The 25,570-nt window shown below is 42.4% G+C and carries 17 protein-coding genes and 2 tRNA genes; 18 read left to right on the forward strand and 1 reads right to left on the reverse strand.

Going from position 1 to position 25,570, the window contains the following annotated elements:
* The first annotated feature begins 220 nt into the window (after positions 1 to 220).
* From nrdD to HXT29_RS00545, 6 genes are all read left to right on the forward strand, one after another.
* Positions 221 to 2,638 (forward strand): anaerobic ribonucleoside-triphosphate reductase, encoded by a 2,418-nt coding sequence (nrdD, locus tag HXT29_RS00520; protein WP_004118729.1) that lies wholly within the window; start codon positions 221 to 223, stop codon positions 2,636 to 2,638.
* Positions 2,639 to 2,858: 220 nt separating this feature from the next.
* On the forward strand, positions 2,859 to 3,566 hold the full coding sequence (nrdG, locus tag HXT29_RS00525) for an anaerobic ribonucleoside-triphosphate reductase activating protein (protein WP_082851874.1): 708 nt from the start codon (positions 2,859 to 2,861) through the stop codon (positions 3,564 to 3,566).
* An 860-nt stretch (positions 3,567 to 4,426) separates the two neighbouring features.
* On the forward strand, positions 4,427 to 6,277 hold the full coding sequence (locus HXT29_RS00530; RefSeq protein WP_101892127.1) for an ABC transporter ATP-binding protein: 1,851 nt from the start codon (positions 4,427 to 4,429) through the stop codon (positions 6,275 to 6,277).
* Between the two features lie 2 nt (positions 6,278 to 6,279).
* The gene (locus tag HXT29_RS00535) at positions 6,280 to 8,331 is read left to right on the forward strand and encodes an ABC transporter ATP-binding protein (protein ID WP_116442808.1); all 2,052 of its coding nucleotides are present in this window, start codon (positions 6,280 to 6,282) and stop codon (positions 8,329 to 8,331) included.
* Between the two features lie 102 nt (positions 8,332 to 8,433).
* Positions 8,434 to 8,507 (forward strand) — tRNA-Asp (locus HXT29_RS00540).
* A gap of 43 nt (positions 8,508 to 8,550) precedes the next feature.
* Positions 8,551 to 8,623: transfer RNA gene (locus HXT29_RS00545), tRNA-Phe, on the forward strand.
* 49 nt (positions 8,624 to 8,672) lie between these two features.
* On the opposite strand, the gene galE is transcribed toward HXT29_RS00545, so the two are convergent.
* Positions 8,673 to 9,683: a UDP-glucose 4-epimerase GalE gene (gene galE, locus HXT29_RS00550; RefSeq protein WP_422118379.1), complete on the reverse strand. Its 1,011-nt coding sequence runs from the start codon at positions 9,681 to 9,683 to the stop codon at positions 8,673 to 8,675.
* A 173-nt stretch (positions 9,684 to 9,856) separates the two neighbouring features.
* Between galE and HXT29_RS00555 the strand changes: the two genes are divergently transcribed.
* The 12 genes from HXT29_RS00555 to HXT29_RS00610 all read left to right on the forward strand — a co-directional run bounded on the left by HXT29_RS00555 (position 9,857) and on the right by HXT29_RS00610 (position 25,523).
* Positions 9,857 to 10,135 (forward strand): YggT family protein, encoded by a 279-nt coding sequence (locus HXT29_RS00555; protein ID WP_064340264.1) that lies wholly within the window; start codon positions 9,857 to 9,859, stop codon positions 10,133 to 10,135.
* Positions 10,136 to 10,287: 152 nt separating this feature from the next.
* Positions 10,288 to 11,616 carry a DivIVA domain-containing protein gene (locus tag HXT29_RS00560; protein WP_004107347.1) on the forward strand — a complete coding sequence of 443 codons (1,329 nt, stop codon included), beginning with the start codon at positions 10,288 to 10,290 and terminating at the stop codon, positions 11,614 to 11,616.
* Positions 11,617 to 11,712: 96 nt separating this feature from the next.
* Positions 11,713 to 12,207, forward strand: a complete 495-nt coding sequence (locus tag HXT29_RS00565) for a signal peptidase II (RefSeq protein WP_422118454.1) — start codon at positions 11,713 to 11,715, stop codon at positions 12,205 to 12,207.
* Positions 12,200 to 13,138, forward strand: coding sequence for an RluA family pseudouridine synthase (locus tag HXT29_RS00570; RefSeq protein ID WP_101886114.1), 939 nt, complete (start codon positions 12,200 to 12,202; stop codon positions 13,136 to 13,138). Before HXT29_RS00565 ends, HXT29_RS00570 begins: the two co-directional genes overlap by 8 nt.
* A gap of 46 nt (positions 13,139 to 13,184) precedes the next feature.
* Positions 13,185 to 16,751: a DNA polymerase III subunit alpha gene (gene dnaE / locus HXT29_RS00575; protein ID WP_064340265.1), complete on the forward strand. Its 3,567-nt coding sequence runs from the start codon at positions 13,185 to 13,187 to the stop codon at positions 16,749 to 16,751.
* Between the two features lie 81 nt (positions 16,752 to 16,832).
* Positions 16,833 to 17,519, forward strand: coding sequence for a hypothetical protein (locus HXT29_RS00580; protein ID WP_064340266.1), 687 nt, complete (start codon positions 16,833 to 16,835; stop codon positions 17,517 to 17,519).
* Between the two features lie 199 nt (positions 17,520 to 17,718).
* Complete coding sequence (gene glnA / locus HXT29_RS00585; RefSeq protein WP_004107357.1) at positions 17,719 to 19,056, forward strand: type I glutamate--ammonia ligase; 1,338 nt, start codon at positions 17,719 to 17,721, stop codon at positions 19,054 to 19,056.
* 1,101 nt (positions 19,057 to 20,157) lie between these two features.
* Positions 20,158 to 20,970: a division/cell wall cluster transcriptional repressor MraZ gene (mraZ, locus tag HXT29_RS00590; RefSeq protein WP_004107368.1), complete on the forward strand. Its 813-nt coding sequence runs from the start codon at positions 20,158 to 20,160 to the stop codon at positions 20,968 to 20,970.
* An 11-nt stretch (positions 20,971 to 20,981) separates the two neighbouring features.
* Positions 20,982 to 22,007: a 16S rRNA (cytosine(1402)-N(4))-methyltransferase RsmH gene (gene rsmH, locus HXT29_RS00595; protein WP_162861607.1), complete on the forward strand. Its 1,026-nt coding sequence runs from the start codon at positions 20,982 to 20,984 to the stop codon at positions 22,005 to 22,007.
* A 1-nt stretch (position 22,008) separates the two neighbouring features.
* Positions 22,009 to 22,596 (forward strand): hypothetical protein, encoded by a 588-nt coding sequence (locus tag HXT29_RS00600; protein ID WP_004107375.1) that lies wholly within the window; start codon positions 22,009 to 22,011, stop codon positions 22,594 to 22,596.
* The gene (locus HXT29_RS00605) at positions 22,596 to 24,437 is read left to right on the forward strand and encodes a peptidoglycan D,D-transpeptidase FtsI family protein (protein WP_004107378.1); all 1,842 of its coding nucleotides are present in this window, start codon (positions 22,596 to 22,598) and stop codon (positions 24,435 to 24,437) included. Before HXT29_RS00600 ends, HXT29_RS00605 begins: the two co-directional genes overlap by 1 nt.
* Before the next feature lie 42 nt (positions 24,438 to 24,479).
* The gene (locus tag HXT29_RS00610) at positions 24,480 to 25,523 is read left to right on the forward strand and encodes a UDP-N-acetylmuramyl peptide synthase (protein ID WP_422118380.1); all 1,044 of its coding nucleotides are present in this window, start codon (positions 24,480 to 24,482) and stop codon (positions 25,521 to 25,523) included.
* Positions 25,524 to 25,570 lie beyond the last annotated feature (47 nt).

The raw sequence follows: 25,570 nt of genomic DNA on the forward strand, positions 1-25,570 counted from the left end.
TATTAAGTAATTTATTGTTTATCAATTACGACACACCAGGACACGCCTCAAAAATCGCGATTATGACACAAATCACTATATATAGGTGGTTATCTTTGCGTCTTGCCCTAGATATTGTGCATGAGTTGGGTTATAGTAGAGCGAGTCGTTAGAAATAGTTCCCATGTTTGCAACGAGAAAATTTGCTAGAAGGAACAGTGTTTAAGAAAGGTCTGTACCGATGCAGGTTTTGGAAGAAACTGCTGTCACAAGCGCAGAAAATTGTACGGATGATGTAGTTGAAGCTCCAGTTTCTCGTGTGCAGGTCGAAAAGCGCGATGGTCGCGTAGTTGATTTTGATCCGCTGAATATCATTATGGCAATTAAGGCTGCTTTTAAGGACTTAGGCAAGGAAGTCGGTCCGCAAGAAGAGCAGATGATTCGCGATATTTCAGATCATATTGAAGCTGAGATTCAGGATCGTTACAATGGTCCAGCAAAAATCGAAGATATTCAGACTTTGGTTGAGCACAGTCTTATTGAGAATCATCTTTACGAGGTTGCTCGCTGCTACACGAGCTACCGACTGAACCGAGATATCGACCGCGCTAAAGCTACCGATATCAACGAGGCTGTTAACCGCCTTGTAAATCGTGATGAGTCTCTTGTTCGCGAAAACGCAAATAAGGATTCCAATGTTTATGCAACTCAGCGCGATCTTCTTGCAGGCGCTGTTTCCAAGGCTTCTGCGTTCTCTATGCTTCCTCACGCAGTTTCTAACGCTCATATGAAGGGTGATATTCACTTCCACGACGCTGATTATTCGCCATTTACTTGCATGAGCAACTGCTCGCTTCCTGATTTTGGCGATATGCTTGCTAAGGGCTTTGCTCTTGGTAACGCAATGATGGATAGCCCAAAGTCTATTGGTACTGCTGCAACTCAGGTTACGCAAATTATTAAGGATATTGCTGGAGCGCAATATGGTGGTCAGACTGTTAATCGCGCTGACGAGATGCTTGAGCCTTATGCTAAGTGCGATTACGACAAAAATCTTGCTATGGCGCACGCTATGATTCCTGATTCCACGCCAATTCAAGTCGCAAAAGATATGATTGACGGCCTAAAAGCTCAGGAGCCTAAGAATCTTCATTGCTTGGACAGAGATCCACTTCCTGCTGATACTCCTTTTGACGAAAACTTGAGTGAGCTTGATCAGCTTCGTGAAGTTTATGCAAAGATTATGACGCGTAAAGCTATTTACGACGCTATGCAAACGATGGAATATCAAATTAATTCCAACCGTGTTTCTAACGGTCAGACTCCGTTCGTAACTGTTGGCTTTGGCTTGGGCACTTCTTGGTTTGCTCGCGAAATTCAGCGCGCTATTTTGCTTAACCGTATTCGTGGTCTCGGCAAAGATCGTCATACTGCAATCTTCCCTAAGCTTGTGTTTACTATTAAGCACGGTGTAAACGCAGACGCTGGCGACCCGAACTACGATTTGAAGCAGCTTGCGCTTGAGTGCTCTACTAAGCGCATGTATCCGGATGTTGTGTTCTACGAGAATATTATTAAGATTACTGGCTCCTTCAAGGCTCCTATGGGTTGCCGCTCATTCCTTCAGGGTTGGATTGATCCAAAGACCGGCAAGGACGTTGAAGACGGTCGTATGAATCTTGGCGTTGTAACTGTTAACATGCCACGTATTGCTCTTGAATCTCACGGCGATGTGACTCGCTTCTGGAAGCTTTTTGACGAGCGTATGGAAGTAGCTCACCAAGCTTTGCGATTCCGTATTATGCGTTGCAAGCAAGCAACTCCTGTAAACGCTCCAACGCTATTCCGTTACGGTGCTTTTGGTCGTTTGGAAGCTAACGAAAGTGTGGATCAGCTGTTCCGTAACGAGCGCGCTACAGTTTCGCTTGGTTACATTGGCTTGTACGAAACTACTGCAGTGTTCTTCGGCAAGGATTGGATGCAAGATCACAGCTGGAATGAGGAAGGCAAGGAGTTTGCGCTTTCTTTGGTTCGCCGCATGAATAAGCTTTGCCAGCAGTGGTCAAAGGCTGAAGGCTACCATTATTCTGTTTACTCAACTCCTGCTGAGTCTTTGACTGACCGCTTTAACCGTATGGATCGTCAGAAGTTCGGCCGCATTGAAGGCGTTACCGATCACGACTTCTACACTAATTCCTTCCATTACCCGGTTTGGTTGCAGCCAACTCCTATGGAGAAGCTTCGCTACGAGGTTGACTTCCCGTATCTTGCTTCCGGCGGCTTTATTAACTACTGCGAGTTCCCATGCTTGCAGGCGAATCCTAAGGCTTTGGAAGCTGTTTGGGATTACGCTTACAAGATTGGCATCGGTTACTTGGGTACGAATACGCCAATCGATCACTGCTTCGTTTGTGGATTCCAGGGCGATTTTGAGCCGACTAAAGAAGGCTTCCGTTGCCCGGAGTGCGGCAACAGCGACCCAGATAAGTGCAATGTGACTAAGCGTACTTGCGGCTACTTGGGCAATCCTGTTCAGCGCCCAATGGTTCACGGACGTCACGAAGAAATCGCTCACCGCGTAAAGCACATGTCTGGCGAAACTGGCCATGTGACTCTTAACAACGGTGAGTCTCGTGAATGGTATGAGGAAACAAAATAAACTTAGCTAATTTACTATGTTGAAACTTAGTAAAATAAGTATGACTAGATAATTTAGCTAAATAAATAGCTTTTCTTGTGTTTGTTGTTTGGTGATAATCTGGCCGTTAGAAATGTATTGCGTTTTGTGATTGCACTTTCTAACGGCTGGATTTATTTTATTTTCGCAAATTTGGTCGTTTATTTTTTAGTTGCTTATTCGGTTTGGAAGGGGGTTGGATATGGCTCGCATGAGTTTGCACGATTTTGCGCCTGCAGACGTGAATCGTGGACCGTGGATTCCTACCTCTCTTTCCAATAACCCTCGCGCAGGACAGTGGTCTAGTGAGCGCATGAGCCAGGGGATGATCGCCGATTACAAGCGTTTTTTGATGACTGACGGCGAGGGGATTCGTTGTTCGCTTTACGTTTCCGGCTGCCCGTTCCATTGCGTTGAGTGCTATAACGAGTCGATTTGGGATTTTCGCGCAGGTCATCCTTATACTCAAAAGCTTGAAGATCAAATCATGGAAGATTTGGCGCAGCCTTATGTGCAAGGTTTAACGCTTCTTGGCGGCGAGCCGCTGCTTAATACTGGCATTTTATTGCCTCTTTGCAAGCGTATTAGAAGCGAATTTGGTCATACGAAAGACATTTGGAGTTGGACTGGATACACTTGGGAAGAGCTTATGCGCAAAGGGGAGACGCCTGATAAGCTTGAGTTGCTACGTTACATTGATATTCTTGTTGACGGCCGTTATATGAAAGATTTGCACGATTCGCTGCTGCAATTCCGCGGCTCTAGTAATCAGCGAATTATTGACGTGCCAAAGTCGTTGGAAAATCCGCAAAATCCTCCTGTAATCTGGGAAAAGCTTCACGATCAGGAGCGTTTTATTCCGTCAATTTACGGAAAAGACCGCGCGCAAGGCGAAGGTGATGCTTCGTAATCCTATTGAATGCGCCACTCATACGATATATTTAACAATGTTTGTGGACGATTATAAGAATGCATACATATACACATGTTAAGCTAAATATAATTAACCTAGTAACATCTGTATTGCAAACTGTCAAAAGAATTATGCTAACTATGCTCATAAATACTGTAACTAAACGATATACAGTTGGGTATGTTTTTTCTTTGCATAAATATAAAAGATAGATTAGTAATATTAATAGGATGAATGCTTGAATGGTGAGACTAACAGTATTAATACAAGTGTTATCGTCTTTTAAGTCCTTCAATTGTTTAAAGAAATAAATAGCTGACGAAATATAACAAAGCAGCGTTATTGGCAGTAGAACTATGTGTTTGCTGTTCATATTGTTCCTCACATAATTGTTGATATTAATGTGGAAATTCTCACTGCAAGTCGACACGAATGCCTTTCTGCTGTGCTACAGCGCCAACTATCTTTGTGTTACTCATAAGTTTCTTCTTGGGTGTTGGCTTGAACTTGCAATGATAGTAAAAAAGACATGGATAATGCTACTGAGCAAGTAAGTATTCTATTAATAGCTTTTTTATATTCATGACAGTACCTCTTTATACATGCGAATATACATTTTTTTTATTATATAATTTTTTATAAGATGAAATCAATCGTTGTTTATAATTTGAATGTGTAGAAGCACTTTTTCGTATGTGATTTGTCTGTATACTACTATGTCAAAGATTCATCTATTTATGCATTTGGTAATGAAGTAACTCAATACGGAAATGCGCCATGCGCAATAATTCAAATATGTATTTGAAGAAGTGATATTATTAAACCTACACATGACGTTATGTAGGGGAAGGGATGCAATGGCAGAAAAGCCGAAGAACAATTCACGAAAAATTAGCAATAATCCTCCTCGCGCATTGCGTACGATTCTGTTATCTTTAAAAAAGTACCGTTTTCTTGGCGTTTTAACAGTTGTTACTATTCTCGTTGAAGCTGCTATGCAAATTGAGATCCCTACAGTAATGTCAAATCTTATTGATTTTGGCATTATGTCACGTTCCCAAGAAGCTGTGCAATATTATGGTTTGCAATTGCTCATTTTTGCTGCAATTGCAATGATTACAGGCATTATTTCTGGTATTTGCTGCGCGCATTCTAGTGCTGGTTTTGGTAAAAATTTGCGCCACAACATGTTTTCACGCTTGCAAGGTTTAAGTTTTTCTGATTTAGATAAGTTTTCTAGCGGCACTGTTGTTACGCGTATGACTAGCGATGTGTCAAATGTGCAATTTGCTTACCAAATGATTATTCGCTCTGGTGTTCGCAGCGTTATGATTATCATCACTGCTTGGTGGTTTACTTTTTCAATTAGCCCTGCTATCTCGTGGGTTTTTCTTTCATTCGTGCCTATTGTTGGTGCAATTGGCGCTTTTGGTGCGAGTATAGTTGCTCCAGCATTTTCTCGAATTTATCGAATGATTGACGAGATGAATAATAGAGTTGGCGAGAATTTGCATAATATTCGCGTCGTAAAGTCTTATGTGCGTTCTGATTATGAAATAAGTCGTTTTACGCGTATTTCGCATAAAATCTATGATTATTTTATTAAAGCTGAGTATGTGTTAAATTGCAGTATTCCTTTGTTTAACTTATGTTTTTATTCTGGCATGCTGCTTATTGCGTGGTTGGCTTCGCACGAAATTGTGGCTTCAGGAAATAATCCTGCTTTTGGTTTAACAACGGGAAATCTTGCTGCATTAGTAGTGTATGCTTTGCAAATTTTGTTTGCTTTAGCGAATTTAGTTGCAGTTTTTGTAATGTCGTTAACAGCTCGAGCTTCGATGCATCGTATTTCACATGTTTTGCAATCTCGAAATACTGAAGTTGTTTCCAAGCATCCACTTACAAAGCTTTCTGACGCTTCTGTGCGTTTTGAAAATGTTTCGCTACGCTATCCTCAATCAGATAATACAGATGAATCCACTCCAGCAGAACAGGAAATTTTACATGATATAAATATATCTATTCCTTCTGGAGCAACTGTTGGCGTTGTTGGTGCAACGGGATCTGGAAAATCAAGTTTAGTGCAATTAATTGCAAGACTTTATGACGTAACTTCTGGCACTCTTTTTGTAGGCGGAAAAGATATTCGCGATTATGATTCTTCTAGTTTGCGTGAAGAAGTTGGTGTTGTTCTACAAAAAAATATTTTGTTTAGTGGCACAATTGCAGAAAATCTTCGCTGGGGTAGGGCGGAAGCAAGCGATAATGATTTGCGTCAAGCTTGCGAAATTGCTTGTGCTGATGAGTTTATTAAAGATTTACCAGACGGCTACAATACGCATATTGACCAGGGTGGTAAGAATGTTTCCGGTGGTCAGCGACAGCGTTTGTGCATTGCGCGCGCACTTTTGAGGAAGCCGAAAATTTTAATCCTCGACGACTCGATGAGTGCGGTTGATATGAAAACGGATAGTAAAATTCGCGATGGCTTGAAAAAGTTTATGCCTGATTCTACGCAAATTATCGTTGCTCAGCGCATATCTTCAATCGAACATGCGGATATTATTGTTGTTCTTAAAGATGGTCGTGTTGTTGCTAACGGTTCGCATGATGAATTATTTAAATCTTGTGAAATTTACAGAAATATGGCGGTTTCTCAAGAAAAAAGTCGCATAACTAGCGCAACTAAAGAAGAAGGAGCTAAATAACAATGGCTAAGAATAAAACGGCTCACTCTTCTAAAAATGATTCAGCTATTAGTTGGAAAACTCTTAGCAGACTTGCCTCTTATGTGCTTGTGTATCGAGTTAAAATTTGCGTAATTATTGCATCAATAATAGTTAGCGCAATCGTGCAAGCTGCAAGCGCAATGTTTTTGCAATCTCTTGTCGACTCGTATATTCTTCCGCTTGTCGGTAAGCATAATCAGGATTGGACGCCTCTTGTTCGCATGATTATTCTGATGGCAAGTGTTTATGTTGTTGGCGTGTTTTGTTCTTGGCTTTGGAGCAGGCTTGTTGCGAATATATCTGAAAGTGTTATGCGTGATTTGCGAGATTCTATGTTTAAGCATCAGCAGAAGCTTTCATTGCGTTACTTAGATTCTCAAGGTTACGGCGATATTATGAGCCGTTACACAAACGATACTGAGGTTCTTCGTGAAGCAATTTCGTGGGCTTTTCCTGACTCTTTTTCTGCACTAATGTCAATTTTGGCAGCGTTTATATCTATTATGTGCTTATCGCTTCCGGTTGCAGTTTTTGTAGCTATATTCACTGCAATATTGCTTTATTTAGTGCGTTTTATGCTAAAGAAATCTGGCAGTTTATTTGAACAATTCCAGCATGCATTAGGCGAGTTAAATGAGTTTGTTGAAGAATCTGCAACTGGAAGCAAAGTAATTAAAATTTTCAATCATGAAGCAGATTCTATTGAAAAATTAGATAATTGCATAGAAAAAGTGCAAAAAATTTCTGCAAGTGCGAATTCTTATGCAAATAACGTAATGCCTGTTATTAGTAATGCAAGCTATTTGCTTTATGTATTAATTGCTTTACTTGGTGCGTGGGCTGCTTCAGTGGGTCTGCCAACGCTGGGATTATCTGGATCTAGTACTCTTACATTGGGTACGCTTATATCTTTGCTGGCACTTTCGCGCGCATTTATTAACCCTATTGGCGAAATTACAATGCAAGCTAACGCACTTATGATGGCTCTTGCAGGAGCTTCTCGTATTTTTGAGTTACTTGATGAAAAGCCAGAACTTGATTCTGGCAGTGTGCAATTAGTTAAAGTGCGTGTACTTCAGTCTGATGAAGATCTTGAAGAAAAATCAGCATTTGATGTGCTTGAAGAAGTAGACGAACAATCTGAAGGAAGCAATATTTATTGGGCTTGGAAAAGATCAAAGCAAGATAATGGCACTAAAGCTAAAAAGCGCGCTCAAAACTTAAGCGAGATGGCTCAAGAGATTGTGTGCCATGCAAAGCGAGATGCTCGCACTTCTAAAGATGGTCGCTATACTTTGCTTCGAGGCGACGTGCGTTTTACGGATGTTGTGTTTGGTTACAAAGAAAATCATCCAGTTTTGCACGATATTACGTGGTTTGCAAAACCTGGTCAAAAAGTTGCTCTTGTTGGAGCTACAGGTGCTGGAAAAACTACTATTGCTAATCTTCTTACGCGTTTTTACGACATTGATGATGGGCAAATTTTGTATGATGGCATTGACGTGCGCGATATTTGCAAAACGGATTTGCGCCACGCTATTGGCACTGTTTTGCAAGATGTGAATTTATTTACAGGCACAATAATGGACAATATTCGTTATGGAAATCTTGATGCTAGCGACGAAGATTGTATTCAAGCTGCAAAATTGGCTCATGCTGACGCGTTTATTTCTAATCTTCCTGACGGATACAATACGCAGCTTAACAATGGCGGTGAAGGGCTTTCTCAAGGCCAGAAACAGCTTATTTCTATTGCTCGTGCTGCAGTAGAAAATCCGCCTGTGTTAATTCTCGATGAAGCAACTTCATCGATTGACACGCATACTGAAGAATTAGTTCAACATGGAATGGATTCTTTGATGGAAGGGCGCACTGTATTTGTAATCGCTCACAGGCTGTCTACAGTGCGCAATTCTGATGTGATTATGGTGCTAGATCACGGTCGCATTATTGAACGCGGTTCACATGAGGAATTATTGGCAAAACGTGGGGAGTATTATCAGCTTTGCACTGGAGCTGTTGAGCTTGAATAATAGCTTGATTTTGTGCTGCAACACGCCGAACACGCGCGGCACTTGCATTTTGCTAAGGATTCTGTAAGATAGTGACTCGGCTGTTCGAGAGAACAAAGCCACGGCCCCGTAGCTCAGTTGGTTAGAGCGCCGCCCTGTCACGGCGGAGGTCACCGGTTCAAGTCCGGCCGGGGTCGCGATTAGTAGAATACCCGGTTCGCCGGGTTTTTTATTCATCATGGCTCTGTAGCTCAGTTGGTAGAGCGAGCGACTGAAAATCGCTAGGTCAGCGGATCGATCCCGCTCGGAGCCACAACAAAAAACGCGCGACACGATTTGTGCCGCGCGTTTTGTTTTATTCGCTAGTCAAGCTGCTTCCACGAATCAACATCAATATGATGCTCAGGATTTGCCTGCCAAGCTGCCCAAGCAGATTTTACGATATCCTTAACGTCGTAGCGAGCATGCCATCCCATTTCTTCGTTAATTCGCTTCGTGCTGCCAATAAGCTGTGGAGGATCTCCAGCTCTGCGATCAAGAACAGTTTCTTTAAATGGCAAACCGGTCACTCTGCGCACTTCGTCAACAATTTCGCGCACAGACGTACCCTTACCAGTTCCTACGTTAAAAGCGTCGTACTTGCGCTCGTCGCGATCCAAATACGTAAGTGCCGCAATATGCGCGTCTGCTAAATCAGAAACGTGAATATAGTCGCGAATGCAAGTACCATCAGCAGTAGGGTAGTCGTCGCCAAAAATAGCAGGTGCTTTTCCTCGCTGTAGTCTGTCAAGAAGCATAGGAATTAAGTTCAAAATCGCAGGATCTTCCAATTCCACCGGCCCGCATCCAGCTACGTTGAAGTAACGCAGTGCGCAGAAGCGAATTCCGTATGTGTGCTCGCAAGCACGTGCCATCCACTCGCCAAAAAGCTTGGTTTGACCATAAGGGTTAATTGGCAACATTGGCACAACATCTTCTGGTACAACTTCAACGGGAGGCACTCCATAAGTTGCTGCAGAAGAGGAAAATACGAGCTTCTTAACTCCGCTATCTTTCATGCCTTCAAGCACATTAAGCATGCCGTTAATATTCTGTTGATAATACCAAAGTGGCTTTTCTACGGATTCTCCAACTTGCTTTCTAGCAGCAAAGTGAATTACAGCATCGACGTGCTCATCTTTCATAATTTGCGCAAGTCGCTTTCCTGCATCAGGAGAAGAGATATCCATACCATAAAGACGTGCGCCTTCAATTCTTGTAGGCTTTCCGTAGCTTAAATCGTCAACGACGACGACATTTTGCTTTGTTTCATGTAAGGCGTGAACTACGTGTGCTCCAATGTATCCGCATCCACCTGTAACAAGAACAGTCATTGTAGACCTTCCTTTTAAATAATATCAATACAATCAGTGAGATTATATCTCGTAAAACTGAAGTTTAATGCTATGCATCTGTTGCATAGCATTTGTTATGCTTGCATTTTGATTCTGCAGCGTATGCTTAACTTAAATGTGTCAGTTGTATTATTTTGTAAGGTGATGTTCGAATGATATTTGTTGCGTTATCTGTATTGCGTGTGATCATACGCGCTTATTTGATAATAATGATTATTCGAATGGTTGCAGATTGGTTATTTGTGCTTGTTCCTCGTATGCGTCCTAGAGGTGTTTTTAATTTTCTAATACGAATTGTTTATTTCATAACAGAGCCGCCATTGCGCATATTGCGCAAGTTTATTCCGCCAACTCGTTGTGGAAATATTAGTATTGACGTAAGTTATATGCTTTTATATTTTGCTTTATACGTTCTTCAAATTTGGTTATAGATGAGTTTACGTTTTTTCAACGCGTAATTTTTATAAAAGCGGCGTTTTGTTACATAAATTTTTGTATTAACCGCACTAATTTTCTGCGGACGTGATAGCATCGAATAGATATATATCAAAGGGCTGTGCCCAAAAAGCGAGGTGTAAAGCATATGACTCTGTTGACGCCTAAGGACATTCGAGAGCATACCTTCCAAATTGTACGTTTTAAGGGAGGTTATGACGTTGACGAGGTCGACGAGTTTCTCGATCAGGTTACAGAAACAATAGAAGCACTCGGTCAGCAGGCAGTGCAGGGCCTAGGGGCTTCCACGCAATCTCTTGGCCGTGATGTTGCGGGTTTGAATACGAAGATTGCTGAGTTAACTTCTAAGGTAGAATCCTTAACTAAAGAAAATGAGGCATTGCGTAATGCTTCTAAGAAGCAGGGTGAATCAAATGAAGCTGCTTCTCAACTTGAAGCTACTGCAACTAAGTTGCGTGAAGCTGAAGAAAGTAATCGTGCTTTGACTGCTCAAAACCAGCAGTTGAAGGAACAGTTAGATGGTTTGGGTGCACAGGTAGATCAGTTGACTGCTCAAACTGCTCAAGCGGACAATGCTAAGCAGGTTCAAAAAGAGCTTGAAACTGTTACTCGCGAGCGTGACGACTTCCGTGCAAGCAGCGAAAACTTGGGTCGCGAGCTTGAAACTGTTCGTCAGCAGCTTGTTGTCACTCAGCAAGAAAACACTAAGATTGAGGAACTTTCCAAGCAATTGGAAGAGTCCCGTCAGCGTGAAGAGCAGCTTCGAAAGCAGGTTGCTAAGATGGAGCCAAATACTGAAACAGGTAGCTTGCAAAAGATTGCTGGTGCTGGTGCAGAAGCACAAGGTTCTGAGCCAGAACGTGCAACTGCAATGTTGACTCTTGCTATGCAATTGCATGATCAATATGTAGATAAGGGCAAGGCTAAGGCTCAGCAAATTGTTGAAGAAAGCCAAGCTCGTTATAATGAAACTGTTGCTAAGGCGGATGAATATTCTGCACGTACTCGTTCTGAAGCTGAAGAGTACAGCAAACAGACTCATGCTGATGCTGACGATTACTCTACTCGTACTCGCAGCGATGCTGATTCTTATGCTGCTCGTGCTCACAATGAAGCTGATGCTTACTCTGGTAAGGTTCGTCAAGCTGCTGATGATTACTCTAAGCAGACGCACGATCAAGCTGACCAGTATGAGGCTGAAGTACAGCATCGTGCTGCAGACTATGATTCTACAACTCGTACAGCTGCTGATGCATATGCTCGTCAGGTACGTGAGAATCTTGAGAAGCAAACTCAAGTTATTGAAGGGAATATTCAGAGCCTCAAGCAGTTTGAAACTGAATATCGTACTCGCTTGACTGATTTCCTTGGTCAATTGGTTGCTCAAGTTTCTGATGAAAATACCTATGCTGGATTAGGTCAGAAGCAGGGTGAGGAATCTGGTAAGCAAGAGTAGTTTTTAGCAGTGCGTAACTGATATTTTAAAATGTTGCGCACTGCACCGATACTATTTGAATTACTAAAGATCGGATAAATATTGACGCATAGAGATGTGCGTGTGAAACGGCTACGTACTCGCGTAGCCGTTTTTGCACTGATTGTTTTTATTGGTGTTGTGCTAGATTGCATAACAAAACTCTGGGCTTTGTCGACGCTTAGTGACGGGAAAAACATTGAGCTTGTGCCGCACTTGCTTTCTTTAACTCTTGTACGAAATCCTGGAGCATCATTTGGCTTAGGTTCTTCTTTTACATGGGTTATTAGCGTATTAGCTTGTGCTGCTTGTGGTGCCATGATAGCGGCTATTAAGCACACAAAATCTTTGTATTGGACTATTGCGTTTGCTCTAGCGTTTGCTGGAGCTTTTGGAAACCTCATTGATAGAGCGCAATATGCTCAAGGTTTTTTGAATGGCAAAGTCGTAGATTTTATAAACTACGGTTGGTCTGTTGGGAACGTTGCGGATATTGAGCTTATGTTTGCAGGAATTGCAGTTGTATGCCTTATTTTGATTGGGATTCCTCTTTTAGAGCATGCCGATGAGTGATATTTGCTTTAAAGTTACAAGCCAATTTTCCGGCTGCAGATTTGACGTTTGCTTATCAAAGCTAATGGGAGTTTCGCGTGCAAATGCGATATCTCTTATTGAGCGTAACCAAGCGAAAATCTTAGGTAGAAAATCACAAAAATCCTCCATTTTACAAGATGGAGATACGATTGTTGTCGATCAAAAAGAAAGTGCAGAACGAAAAGAAGAGCGAAATAATAAATCTTCTGTATGTAATATTCCAATCATTTACAACGACGACGATGTTGTTGTAATAGATAAGCCTGTTGGAGTGGCGTCTCACGCAGCAAAAGGATGGAGCGGGCCGACAGTTCCAGAATGCCTAGAAGCTGCTGGAATAGATATAAAAACAACGCTGTGCGACGAATCGCGCAAAGGAATCGTAAGCAGATTAGACGTTGGAACAAGCGGATTAATGATAATTTGCAAAACAGACTTTGCCTATGAAGCAATGAAAAATCAGTTTGCAAAGCATATCGTTAAAAAAACATATCATGCGCTTGTTCAAGGAGATTTAGCGCAAGATAAGGCAACTATTGATGCTCCTATAGGTCGCGCAAAAGTATCTGATTTTCGTTTTACTATTACTTCGGACGGCAAGCCTGCTGTTACGCACTGGGATGTACTTGAGCGTTTTGGTCAAGCAACGTTAGCAAGTGTTAATTTGGAAACTGGTCGTACGCATCAAATACGCGTTCATTTTTCGTCTATAGGTCATCCTTTGGTTGGGGATTCAATGTATGGAGCGAACCCAGTTTTGGCTCAAAAACTTGGGTTGCAACGTCAATGGTTGCATTCTATGGAACTTACTTTTACGCATCCGCGCACGGGTAAATCAGTGACTGTTAAGTCGCATTATCCTCTTGATTTGCAACACGCGTTAGAAGCTATGCGAGCATTATTAAAGTAACGTTTTTGCATTTTTTCAGTCAACTTTCGCTTATAGAATATCTTTTATGACTCAGCCGGAAACCAATTTTGTGCATTTACACAATCACACGCATTATTCACTTCTAGATGGTGCGTCAAAAATACCTGATTTAGTAGCGCGCGCTAAAGAATTAGGTATGCCGGCTGTTGCAATTACGGATCATGGCAACATGCACGGCGCGTACGAAATGTGGAGTACGGCTGTAAAAGCTGGAATTAAGCCAATTATTGGCATAGAAGCGTATGTTACTCCGGAAACAGCAAGACAAGACAAAAGTCGCGTGCATTGGGGCACGGAAGATCAGCGTGCAGATGACGTTTCTGGCGGCGGTTTAATTACGCATATGACTTTGTGGGCGGAAAATGATACCGGCTTAACAAATCTTCTTAAAGCTTCGTCTGTTGCAAATCTTGAAGGCCGTGTAATGCGCTACCCGCGTATGGATAAAGACGTGCTTTCAACTTACTCAAAAGGTGTAATTGCGTCTTCAGGATGCCCTTCTGGAATTATTCAAACGCGTCTTCGTTTAGGTCAGTTCAAAGAGGCTTTACGAGCAGCTGGCGAGTTTCAAGATATTTTCGGGCGTGACAATTTCTTTATTGAGCTTATGAATCACGGGCTTTCTATTGAAACGCGCGTAACTAAAGACTTGCTTGAAATTGCAAAAAAACTTAACGCACCTCTTCTTGCAACAAACGATTTGCATTACGTTCATGAAGAAGATCGTGAAGCGCAAGATGCTATGTTATGCATTAATTCTGGTTCTAGGCTTGACGATCCTGACCGTTTTAAGTTTGACGGTTCAGGATACTATTTGAAGTCCGCTGAGCAAATGCGTGAGCTTTTTAAAGAATTTCCAGAAGCTTGCGATAACACGCTTGAGATTGCTCGTCGATGCAATGTTATGTTCGACGACGGCGAAGATGGCGCTTTTATGCCGCAATTTGACTGTCCTGAGGGTTGGGATGAGACTTCGCTATTCCTTAAAAAAGTCGAGGAAGGTTTGGAGCGCCGCTACAATAACAACATTCCAATGGAAGTTTTAAAGCAGGCCGATTACGAGTGCGGTGTGATTTGCCAAATGCAATTCTGTGGATACTTTTTAGTTGTTGCAGATTATATTAATTGGGCTAAAGCGCATGGTGTAATGGTAGGTCCTGGTCGTGGTTCTGCTGCAGGTGCTATGGTTGCGTACGCAATGGGCATCACAGAGCTTGATCCTATGAAGCATGGTCTGATTTTCGAACGCTTCTTAAACCCAGAGCGAGTATCCTTGCCTGATATTGACGTTGATTTTGACCCGGATGGTCGAGCTAAAGTTCTTGAATACGTGGGCGAAAAATACGGTAGAGATAAAGTTGCTCAGTGCGTTATTTACGGAACTATTAAAACGAAGCAAGCTCTTAAAGATTCTGCGCGTATTATGGGCTACGAGTTTTCAGTGGGCGAAAAAATTACGAAAGTTCTTCCTCCTGCTAAAAACGGCAAAGATATGAGCTTGCACGATATTTTCGACGAAAAATCAAAGCGATATGCTGAAGCGCGCGAGTTTCGCGAAATGTACGACACGGATCCAGATACTCATCGCATTACGGAAGAAGCTAAGGGCATTGAAGGTTTGATTCGTCAAACAGGTGTGCACGCTTGTGCAACAATCATGGGTTCGGAGCCAATTACAAACACTTCGCCGCTTTTAGAGCGCACTGACGGTACTATTACTACAACTTTTGAGTATCACACTTGTGAAACGCTCGGTCTTGTAAAAATGGACTTTTTGGGGCTTTCTAACTTAACGGTTATTCGCGATACTTTGCGAAATATTGAAAATAATGGGAAGGATCCGATTGATTATACTAAGATTCCGTTAGACGATAAAGCTACTTATCAACTGCTTTCTAGGGGTGACACTTTAGGCGTTTTTCAGCTTGATTCCGACGGTATGCGTGCGCTTCTACGTACTTTGAAACCGGATAATTTCAACGATATTTCGGCTTTGATTGCACTTTACAGGCCTGGTCCTATGGATATGGATTCGCATACGAATTACGCTAAGCGCAAGAATGGTTTGCAAGATATTATCCCTATTCATCCAGAAGTTGCTGAGCCGTTAAAGGAAGTTTTGGACGAAACTTACGGTTTGATTGTTTACCAGGAGCAGGTGCAGTCTGCAGCGCGTATTTTAGCAGGCTACAGTCTTGGTAAAGCAGATGTGTTACGTCGAGCAATGGGCAAGAAAAAGCCGGAAGTGCTGGCAAAAGAGCAAGTGCCGTTCTTTGAAGGTATGAAAGCTCACGGATATTCTGAAGAAGCTGCACAAGCTGTGTGGGATGTTTTGGTTCCGTTCTCTGGTTACGCGTTTAATAAAGCTCATTCTGCAGCTTATGGCTTGATTTCTTACTGGACTGCATACCTAAAAACGCATTATCCTGTGGAATTTATGGCAGCTTTGCTTCAAAACGAACGTACGAATAAAGACAAAACTGCACTGTACTTGGGCGAGGCAAGGCGCATGGGTATTCAAGTTTTGCAACCTGATGTAAACGAGTCTGTTCTTGAGTATTCCGCAGTTGGAGATGTTGTGCGCTTTGGTTTGGGTGCTATTCGTAACGTTGGAGACAAAGCAGTAAACGATATTATTACTGAGCGCGAAGGTGAGCGCGGACGTTTCGTAAACTTTATGGATTTCGTACAACGTGTTCCTATTAGTGCACTTAATCGGCGTTTAGTAGAATCACTTATTAAAGCTGGAGCTTTTGATTCTATTGATTCAAATCGTCGTGCGCTGTTTCAAATTTGTGATCCTGCAATTGATTCTGTGATTGCGCTTAAGCGTAAGCAGGCAGAGGGTCAGTTTGATTTATTTGCTGATCTTGATTCGTCTTCTGACTCGGATGACGACAACGGTATGGGAGATATGCAAATTACTGTACCGGATGTTGAAGAGTGGGATAAAAAGACAAAGCTTAATTTTGAGCGAGAAATGCTTGGATTGTACGTTTCTGATCATCCACTAAGCGGATTGTCTGCAGTTTTGGCAGATTTACGTGAGATGTCAATCGCTCAACTGATCGACAAAGCGAGAACTATGAGTGACGGTCAGCAAGTAACTATTGCAGGCCTAGTTACAAGCGTAGATAGGCGAGTGTCTCGAAAAGGTAACGCTTGGGCGATTGTCACAGTTGAAGACATGGAAAGTTCAATACAATGCATGTTCTTTGGCAAAGTGTACGAAGCTTCAGCGCAAGAACTTGCAATTGATCAAGTTGTGCGTATTCGTGGACAAGTTGAAGTGCGTGATGAAACTGTTTCAATGCGTGCTACAGAGTTTGAAATACCAACTCTTGAATCAGTGGATGAAAGACCTTTAACAGTTGTTATTCCGCGTAAAGTTCTAGATAAAGGTCATGTTGCGCAATTAAGTGACATTTTGAGCCGACACCCAGGCTGCTGTGAAGTGCGCTTGGCTCTTGTCGATGATACTGGCAAGGCGCAAGTTCTTACGTTTGGGGATCGTTTCCGTGTAAAGCGAGATACTTCTTTGTTTGCTGAAATGAAAATTGTTTTTGGATCTAGTTGTTTGCCTAGTGCGTAGAAAATATGCACTACTAATTTGATAAAATATAAAACTAGGTATGTTTTAAGAAGTTCATTGAAAGGGGAGGAAATAACGAATATGTTAAACAATGGTGACGAACGCAATAATGACGATTCTGTGCGCACTTCTTTTACTGATGCGGAATTAGATAATGCGCTCGCGGGATTTGAACGTGAATTTAAAGAAGAGTCGCAAGAAAATTTAAATAGCGAAAATTTAGAGAATAACCAAAAAAGCGACGATAATCAAGAAAATGATTTTCTTGATCAAGCTATGCGCAATATTGAAGAAGCTAATTTTGAAGAAGACTTGCAAGGTCTGCTTGGAAATAAAGCAAAAGTTGCGTTAATGATTACGTATGTGCAGCCTGCGCAGTTGCTGGCTGCTTTTTGCAAAATGGCTAGTGTTTCAGCGCGATGCTTCGATGAAGAGCAAGGTGCTGTTGCGATATTAAAAAATTTGGACGGCAATGAGCCGGAAGAAGCAGTGCAAAAATTTGTTGATTTCTTCCGTGGAATGGATGTTATGCTCATTACAAATAGAGCTGATAAATTAACTGCAAAAGTTTACGAATATAATTGCGAACCGCAAGAAATAGTTGCGCCTATGGCGTTAGCTGTATGGTCGCGTGCAGTAGAAGATTTAGCTATTGGCATGGAAACAGTTCAAACTCTTTCAAAACAAAATATAGAAATGTTCAATAGTGACGATTTAAGCGATGCAAACGCGTACGAGCTATTTCAAAAATATGGCAAAAGAAAGTAAAAATAATTTGAGCAATTAATTGTCATATTAAATTGAAGAAGTTGCGTTAGAAAGTAGAAATTTCATTACAATTACGTAAATTCATTGCATATAAGCTCAACATATGAAGCGCAATACGAAATAATACACTACAATTGCATGTGAATATGCATATGTGCGTGACTATGCATACAACCGGATGATACCCAAGGGGCTTATTATGGATCGACAACAAGAGTTTGCTCTACGTACTGTTGAAGAGCGAGACGTGCGTTTTATTCGACTCTGGTTTACGGACGTCTTAGGCACGCTTAAATCCGTTGCTATTGCCCCTGCTGAATTAGAAGCAGCTTTTGAAGAGGGAATAGGGTTCGACGGCTCAGCAATAGAAGGCATGACTCGCGTCCTAGAAGACGATATGATTGTGAAGCCGGATCCGTCAACGTTCCAAATTCTTCCATGGCATGGAGGTCCGGAAGGCACAGCGCGCATGTTCTGCGATGTGCTAACTCCAGACGGAGAGCCTTCGCTGGGAGACCCTCGTCACGTTTTAAAGACTGCGCTCGCAAAAGCGAAAGAAAAAGGATTTACTTTTTACGTGCATCCGGAAATTGAGTTTTACTTGTTTGAAGCTCAAGATGATTGGTCCAAAGCTCCTGTGCCGATTGATGAAGGTGGATATTTTGACCACGTTCCTAGAAGTTCGGCTATGGATTTCCGTCGTAGCGCAGTCAGTATGCTTGAGCAAATGGGTATTTCTGTAGAATACTCGCATCACGAGGGTGGTCCTGGTCAAAACGAAATTGACTTGCGTTATGCAGATGCTCTTACTACCGCTGATAATATTATGACTTTCCGCACTGTAGTTAAGGAAATTTCTCTTGAGCGCGGAATGTACGCAAGCTTTATGCCAAAACCTTTAACTGATCAGCCTGGTTCTGGTATGCATACGCATTTGAGTTTGTTCGAAGGTGATACGAACGCTTTTTATGAGGCTGGTCAAGAATTTAATATGTCTCTTATTGCGCGTCAATTTGCGGCTGGTATTTTGCATCATGCTTCAGAAATTTGCGCTGTAACTGATCAGTATGTGAACTCTTACAAGCGTTTGTGGGGTGGTGCGGAAGCTCCTAGCTATGTTTGCTGGGGTCATAGCAACCGTTCTGCACTTCTGCGTGTTCCGCAATACAAGCCTGGTAAAGGTAATTCTTGCCGAATGGAATTCCGCGCGCTAGATCCTGTAGCGAATCCGTATCTTGCTTACTCTGTGCTTCTTGCTGCTGGTTTGGATGGTATTGAAAAGCAAATGACTTTGTGCGATCCAACTAGCGACGATGTGTGGGAGCTTACTGATGCTGAGCGTCAAGCAATGGGTATTCAGCCATTGCCAGAATCCTTGGATGAAGCACTAAAGATTATGGAGCGCTCGGACTTCGTTGCAAGCGTATTAGGTGAACACGCTTTTGAGTACTTCTTGCGCAATAAGCATCAAGAGTGGGAAGAGTACCGTCGCCAGGTTACGCCTTTTGAACTTGAGAAGTATTTGCCGCGTTTGTAGCGTGACGACCTGCTTGAGCGCTGCGATTTAGCGCGCGAAAGCAACTCGGAGCGTGAGCTTGCTCAAACGGAAAGTCCAGTGGACTTTCCGTGCAAGCTCAGCAGCGAGTGCGTTACCCGCGCGAGTGTTGCCTGGCGTTTGGCTGGCGGGTTTCTGAAGTGTCTGTGTGATATAGGAATTACTTATCTCGCAGCGCTCCGCTCTTATACCTTATTTGGACTTAGTGGTTGCATAGTTAAGTTTAGTTTTTTAATTACTTTTTCTGCAGAAATAGTATTCGTCAATAAGATTATTACTATCGTTCCGCTTTTATATTGCTCGACAAGCAATTCCTATCTCCCACTCGTAAATCCACTCACCGTTGTTTTGTGATGTGGTAGGTGCGTATGGTGTGGTGTGTGCAGCAGCACGAATGCTAGTGTTCTATAGACAATAAATACTCACCGTTCGCAGAAGCATTACTGCAAAGCTTCATGAACATTTGCTGGAGTTTTTTCTCCGGCGTTTGTAGCTTGTTTTGGGACACTGCTGCAGACGTCGCGCTGCGTTCCAAGCGTTTTTACGATTTTTGCAGCTTACTAAAATGTCGAAAATACCAAATCGTTTGGTGAAATAAACAAAACGCAAGCCAAAACTGTCGAAAATACATAATCGCAAGATGTTTTCGACATTTTCTATTGACTGCAAAAATATTTAACGCGTGTATCGATTCGCTAGCAGCGCGATTGTAAAGTTTCTGTCGGATTTTCGCTCGTAGCCGACCGTTTCTTTACACCGCTGTACAGTTTCTGTCGTTTTCTGGCGCGCAAACGGCTTTTTCTTTACGCCGCTGTACAGTTTCTGCCGTTTTTTCGCGCGTAGGCGACCGTTTCTTTACGCCGCTGTACAGTTTTGGTCGTTTTTTGTTACTGGTGTAGATGGTCGACTGCGTTCGTAACGACCTGCTTGAGCGCTGCTTTAGGGTCTTTTGTTTTCTATTGGTGATTTGCTTCAAAAAAATCAAAAATTTTGTAAAAAAGTGGGGATTTTTGGGGAGGAATGGGGTAAAATGGTGAGCAACGTGTAAATGGCATAGTACATGTTGAGTTAAGGAGGTGGAGTATGGCACGTCGTGCTGCTAATAAGCAACCGCGCAATAACGCCAATTCTTCCTCTGCGCATTCCATAAATCAGGCTCAATCAGCTGCTGATCCAAATGTCTCTCAGCAATCGCAGATGCCACTGCAAATGCAAGATTCACAAGTGCCTCAGCAACAATACGTTCAGCCTGTTCAACCTATACAATCTAAGCAGTCAATTCAGGGTTATTATGGTATGCCTCCAACTGTTATGCCAGCAATGCAGCAATATATGCCAGCACCGGTTTTCACCTCCACTCCGTCCGGCGCTGCTGATTCGTCTGCACAAGCTGCAGCTATGCCAGTTGCACCTTTTTATGCTTCTCAATATCAAGAAGCTGTGTCAACTCATCCAGCAACACCTATTTTGTTAGGCACTTATACTCCAAAAATTGACGATAAAGGTCGTGTTGCTCTTCCTGCAAAATTCCGTTCTCAGCTCGGAACTGGTTTTGTTATGGCTCGCGGTCAAGAGCATTGTGTTTACGTGCTGCCTATGGTTGAGTTCCAGCGTATGACAACGCAAATTCAGCGCACATCTATGAGCAACAAGTCAGCTCGCGATTATCTTCGCGTGTTCCTTTCTGGCGCTGTTGATGAAGAGCCAGATAAGCAGGGACGCATTGTTGTGCCGCCAATGTTAAGAGATTACGCCAATTTGGGCGATCAAATTGTTGTTATTGGTGTTGGTACGCGTGCAGAGATTTGGAATAAATCTGCTTGGGAAGAGTATCTTGCCGATCGTGAGCAAGGTTATGCGGATATTGCTGACGATGTACTTCCGGCGGTGATGTGATGACTGATGTTATGAAAGACATTACAGCTATTCACGCACCGGTATTATTGCAAGATTGTGTTGATTTAGTTACTCCTTCTTTGCAACATAAAGGCGCAATAGTAGTAGATTGCACTTTAGGTCTTGCTGGTCATGCAACTGCTTTTCTTAAAGCTGCGCCTTTTGCAACACTTATTGGTATTGATCGTGATGCTGAAGCACTTTCGTTAGCAACGCAAAGAATGCGTAGTGAAGGCCTTGAGAATCGTTTTATTCCTGCACATGCGGCGTTCGATGAGATTGATGAAGTACTACGAGAAAACCGCATTGACGGTATTGATGCTGCTTTTATGGATTTGGGTCTTTCAAGTTTGCAAATTGACGAAACTGATCGCGGTTTTTCTTATTCTCACGATACAGCACTTGACATGCGTATGGATACAACGCAAGCAACTACTGCCGCAACGATTTTAGCTACTTATGATTCTCGAGAATTAACTAGAATTTTCCGCGAGTATGGTGAAGAACGTTTTGCGTCTCTTATTGCTCGTCGTATTGTTGAAGTTCGCGCTACGGAGCCTATTGCTACTTCGGGTCAGTTGGTTAGCTTAGTTGACTCTGTAATTCCGAAAGCTCATCGCGCTACTGGAAATCCAGCAAAACGAGTGTTCCAAGCTTTGCGTATTGAAGTGAACGGTGAATTAGATAAATTGAGCCGTACTCTTCCTAAAATTGCTTTGCATCTTCGTGAGCATGGTCGCTTAGTTGTTGAATCTTATCATTCATTGGAAGATACAGCTGTAAAACGTTTTATGAATCAAGGATTAACCGTTGATGTTCCTGCAAACATGCCTGTTATTCCTGACGATGCTCAGCCGTTCTTTAAAGCTCTTACTCGCGGAGCTATGAAGGCTTCTAAAGAAGAAATTGTTCATAACACTAGATCTTCTTCAGTTCGTTTGCGCGCTGTCGAATTATGCCGACCTATTCCTGAGCGTTGGATTCCAAGGCTTGAAGATGAGGCGGCTGGTCGTAAAGCTATAAAAGGAGGTCGCTGACATGGTATTGAACATGCAAAATCGTGTTTTGCGCTCTTCTGCGTCTTCTGCTTCAGCTCCAGCTGGTCGTACTAAAGATAATTCGACTCGTAAAGAATACGTACATAATTCTGCTCCTTCGGCGTTTAACCCATCTCAACGTAAATCTTCTGCTGTGCTTGAACGATTCCGCAAGGTTATGACATGGAGCAATACGCGCAAAGTACCTCTTGTAAATTGCATGATTATTGTGATTTTTATGGTTGTTACGTTGTTGACTTCGCTTCTTTTGCGTACGCAAATGGCAGAGATTTCCTTCGACCAAACTGCAGTACAGATGCGTATTTCTCGTTTGCATCAGGATGTGGAAGCTCGTCAAGCGAAATTAGATACTTTGGAATCTGAACTTCCTGCAAGAGCGCAACGAATGGGAATGGTTCCGCAACAAGGTTCTATTTCTATTGACTTGAGTGATTATGCAGCAAAACGAAAACATGGTCATTCTGAGAAAACTAAGCACGAAAAACAAACTAATAACTCAAATAAAACTCAAAAACAAGAACAACAAAATCGTCAATATCAACAGAAAGCAAAACAGGAGAAACATTGATGCGCCACTTAATCAAACAACGTTTCGCTTCTCAGCAGATATTTGCGCGTAAGTGCACCGTAATTGCAATTGTTTTTGCGTTAATTGGTGTTAGTGCAATAGTAAAGCTAAGTTTTATACAGATTATTAATGCTCGTTCAACAGCGCAAGCAGCTCAGGCTGAGCGTAGTCGTGTGCGACCAATTCTCGCACGTCGTGGTCGCATACTTGATGCTAATGGTGCTGTGTTGGCTCAAAGTGTTGAGCGATTTAATATTATTGGAGATCCACTTAATGCTCAGGCTTTTGTGCCGACTCCTTGCACAAAACAAACCGAGCATAACTGTCATATGCTTAATGGCAAGCCTGTAGAAGGCACGGGCGCTGTGGCGGTCGCCCGTTTGCTTGCTCCGATTTTGCACATGAGTTCTGTAGAACTTGGTGGAAAGCTGGCTGGCGTTGGTCGTTACGTTTTATTGAAACGTAACGTGACTCCTGCAATGAAACGTGCCATCGACGATTTGAATCTTTCTGGGTGTATTTATGCAGAGAACAGTAGTGAACGAGTATATTCAAGCGGTCCTATTCTTGGATCTGTGATTGGTGCTGTTGCTAATGCCGATGAAGTTAATCGTAAAGATATTAAAGATCGTAAAGGCGAGGTTGGTGTTACAGGTCTTGAATTTACTAAAGATGCAACTTTGAACGGCGTAGACGGATATCAGCGTTATCAAGGTAATAATGCAGGAAATGAGAAAATTCCTGGTACTGTAACTGAATCTAAGCCTGCAATCAACGGAAGCGATGTTAAGCTCACAATCGATAGCGATGTCGATTGGTATGTTAAAAAAGTTTTGCTTGATGGCAAGAAAAAATATCATGCAACTTGGGGTATTGCAGTAGTGCAAGATGTTCGTACTGGCGAAATACTTGCTTTGGAAGATACTGATGAGATTAAAGCTGGAACAACGCAAGCTAAGGTGAATGTTTCTAGAGCTGTAAGCCAAACCTTTGAGCCTGGTTCTATTGGTAAAGCTTTCTCAATGTCTGGAATGTTACAAACTGGTGCGCATAAGCTTACTGATAAATTTGCTGTTCCTAATACTCTCAATAAGAACGGTCAAGCATTCCATGATGCTGTTAGCCACGGTGTTGAGCGTTGGACATTAGCTGGTATTCTTTCAGAATCTTCTAACGTCGGTATGGTTATGGCTGGTGAAAAATATCCGATAGATAAACGCTATGAGTATCTTTATAAATTTGGTCTTGGTCAGTACTCGGGATTGAATTTACAAGGAGAATCTCGCGGCTTGCTTCCTAGCGTTCAAGCTTGGGATGGTCGTAAGAAAGATACCGTTCTGTTTGGTCAGGGTTATGCTGTGAATGCTTTGCAGCTTACTAATGCGATTGCAACTATTGCAAATAAAGGCGTTAGGTTGCGTCAGTCAATAGTTAAATCCGTTATAGATCCTAATGGTAGGGTTACAAAGTCTTCTCGCCCTGCAGGAACGCGCGTTTTGGATGAAAATGTTGCTGCACAAATGATGAATGCTTTGGAAAATTCTGGTGAGCATTATCACAGATTTGCTGGTGTCGATGGTTATCGTGTTGCTGCAAAGAGTGGTACAGCTGAAGTTGCTGGCGCTGATGGTAAACTTAGTTCTACAATCAGCGACTGGTCGGGTGCTATACCAGCAGATAATCCTCGCTTCGTCATAACAGTTGTTTTGCGTGATCCACAAGGTATTTATGGTGGTATGACTGCAGGTCCACTGTTCAAAACTATTGGAGAATTCTTAATGCAAAAGTATGATATTCCAGCTTCTTCTCCACGCACAAATCCTGTTCCTGTGAATTGGTAGTGTACGCATTACAATGTTGTTGTCTATAAAGTAGGGTGTGCAATGAGTGCGGTTGATGAATACTCTAGAATTAGGGTGACGCTAGGTTTTGCTGCAAAAAATTATGGTTTTGAAGTTGTTCCTGCGTTTGCTTCAGAGGTAACTATTACTTCTATTGCTCATGATGTGCGTCATGTACGTCCTGGTGGATTATTTGTGCCAATTGGTCATATTGATCGTCGTCAGCTTGAGGCTGCACGTGATGCTGGGGCATATGCTGCATTAGTTTCACCAGAATTTCGTGGTGAGGCTGCAGATTTAGGTCTACCTTTGCTTGTTTCTTCTGCTAATCCAGTTGCTTTGGGCAAGCTTGCTTGCGATATTAATGCAGATCCTTCTTCATGCGTCGCAATATTTGCGATTGCTGGTGACGATGATGATGAGATCCATGCTAACGTTTTGCGATTAGCTGATTTTTTGCATATGTTAGGCAATCCTGTTGGTGTTATTAGTGATGCTGGATCTACTTCATTACAGCGTGAATTGTCTTTGCAATATCCTTTAAATATTGCCGATGTACAGCATGCTTTATCCGTGTGTGCAGAAGATGGTGCCGCAGCTGTTGTTATTGCACTTAATTCTGCAACTTTAGCTAAGAATGCGTTGCAATCCGTTAGTATTGATGTTCTTGGCGTTGAGCAAATTCAGAATGAAAGCAATTCTGGCGCAGGATCTGATTCTCAATCTGATACTGAGTCTAAAGATAGCTCTGATACTAATTCTGAATCTGAACCTAATTCTGAATTTAAAGATGCAGCCTCAAATGTGAAAATTAGCGCAAAGACATCTTCTTCACCACTTTACCCGGCATATGCAACCGGCATGAGTTTTTATGCGTTGCGTCAACGTTATGGTTTTTCTGGAAGAGAGCACGCTTATTGTGTTACTAGATCGGCTGAGTCTGACGAATTAGCTGAATTAGCAGATCAAATTGGTGGCAATGATGTACAGCGGCATCTTTCATTATCTATTGCAATGGTGTTAGCTGCTGGTGTTCGTCGTGGGACTATTAAAAGTGCGCTGCGAGTTTCGCATGAATTGCACTGAATTGTGCTGAAGCGCTGATTTCATTCGAGTTTTCAGATAAATTAATT

The organism is Gardnerella sp. DNF00550, from assembly GCF_049262685.1.
Taxonomy (GTDB): Bacteria; Actinomycetota; Actinomycetes; order Actinomycetales; family Bifidobacteriaceae; genus Bifidobacterium; species Bifidobacterium leopoldii.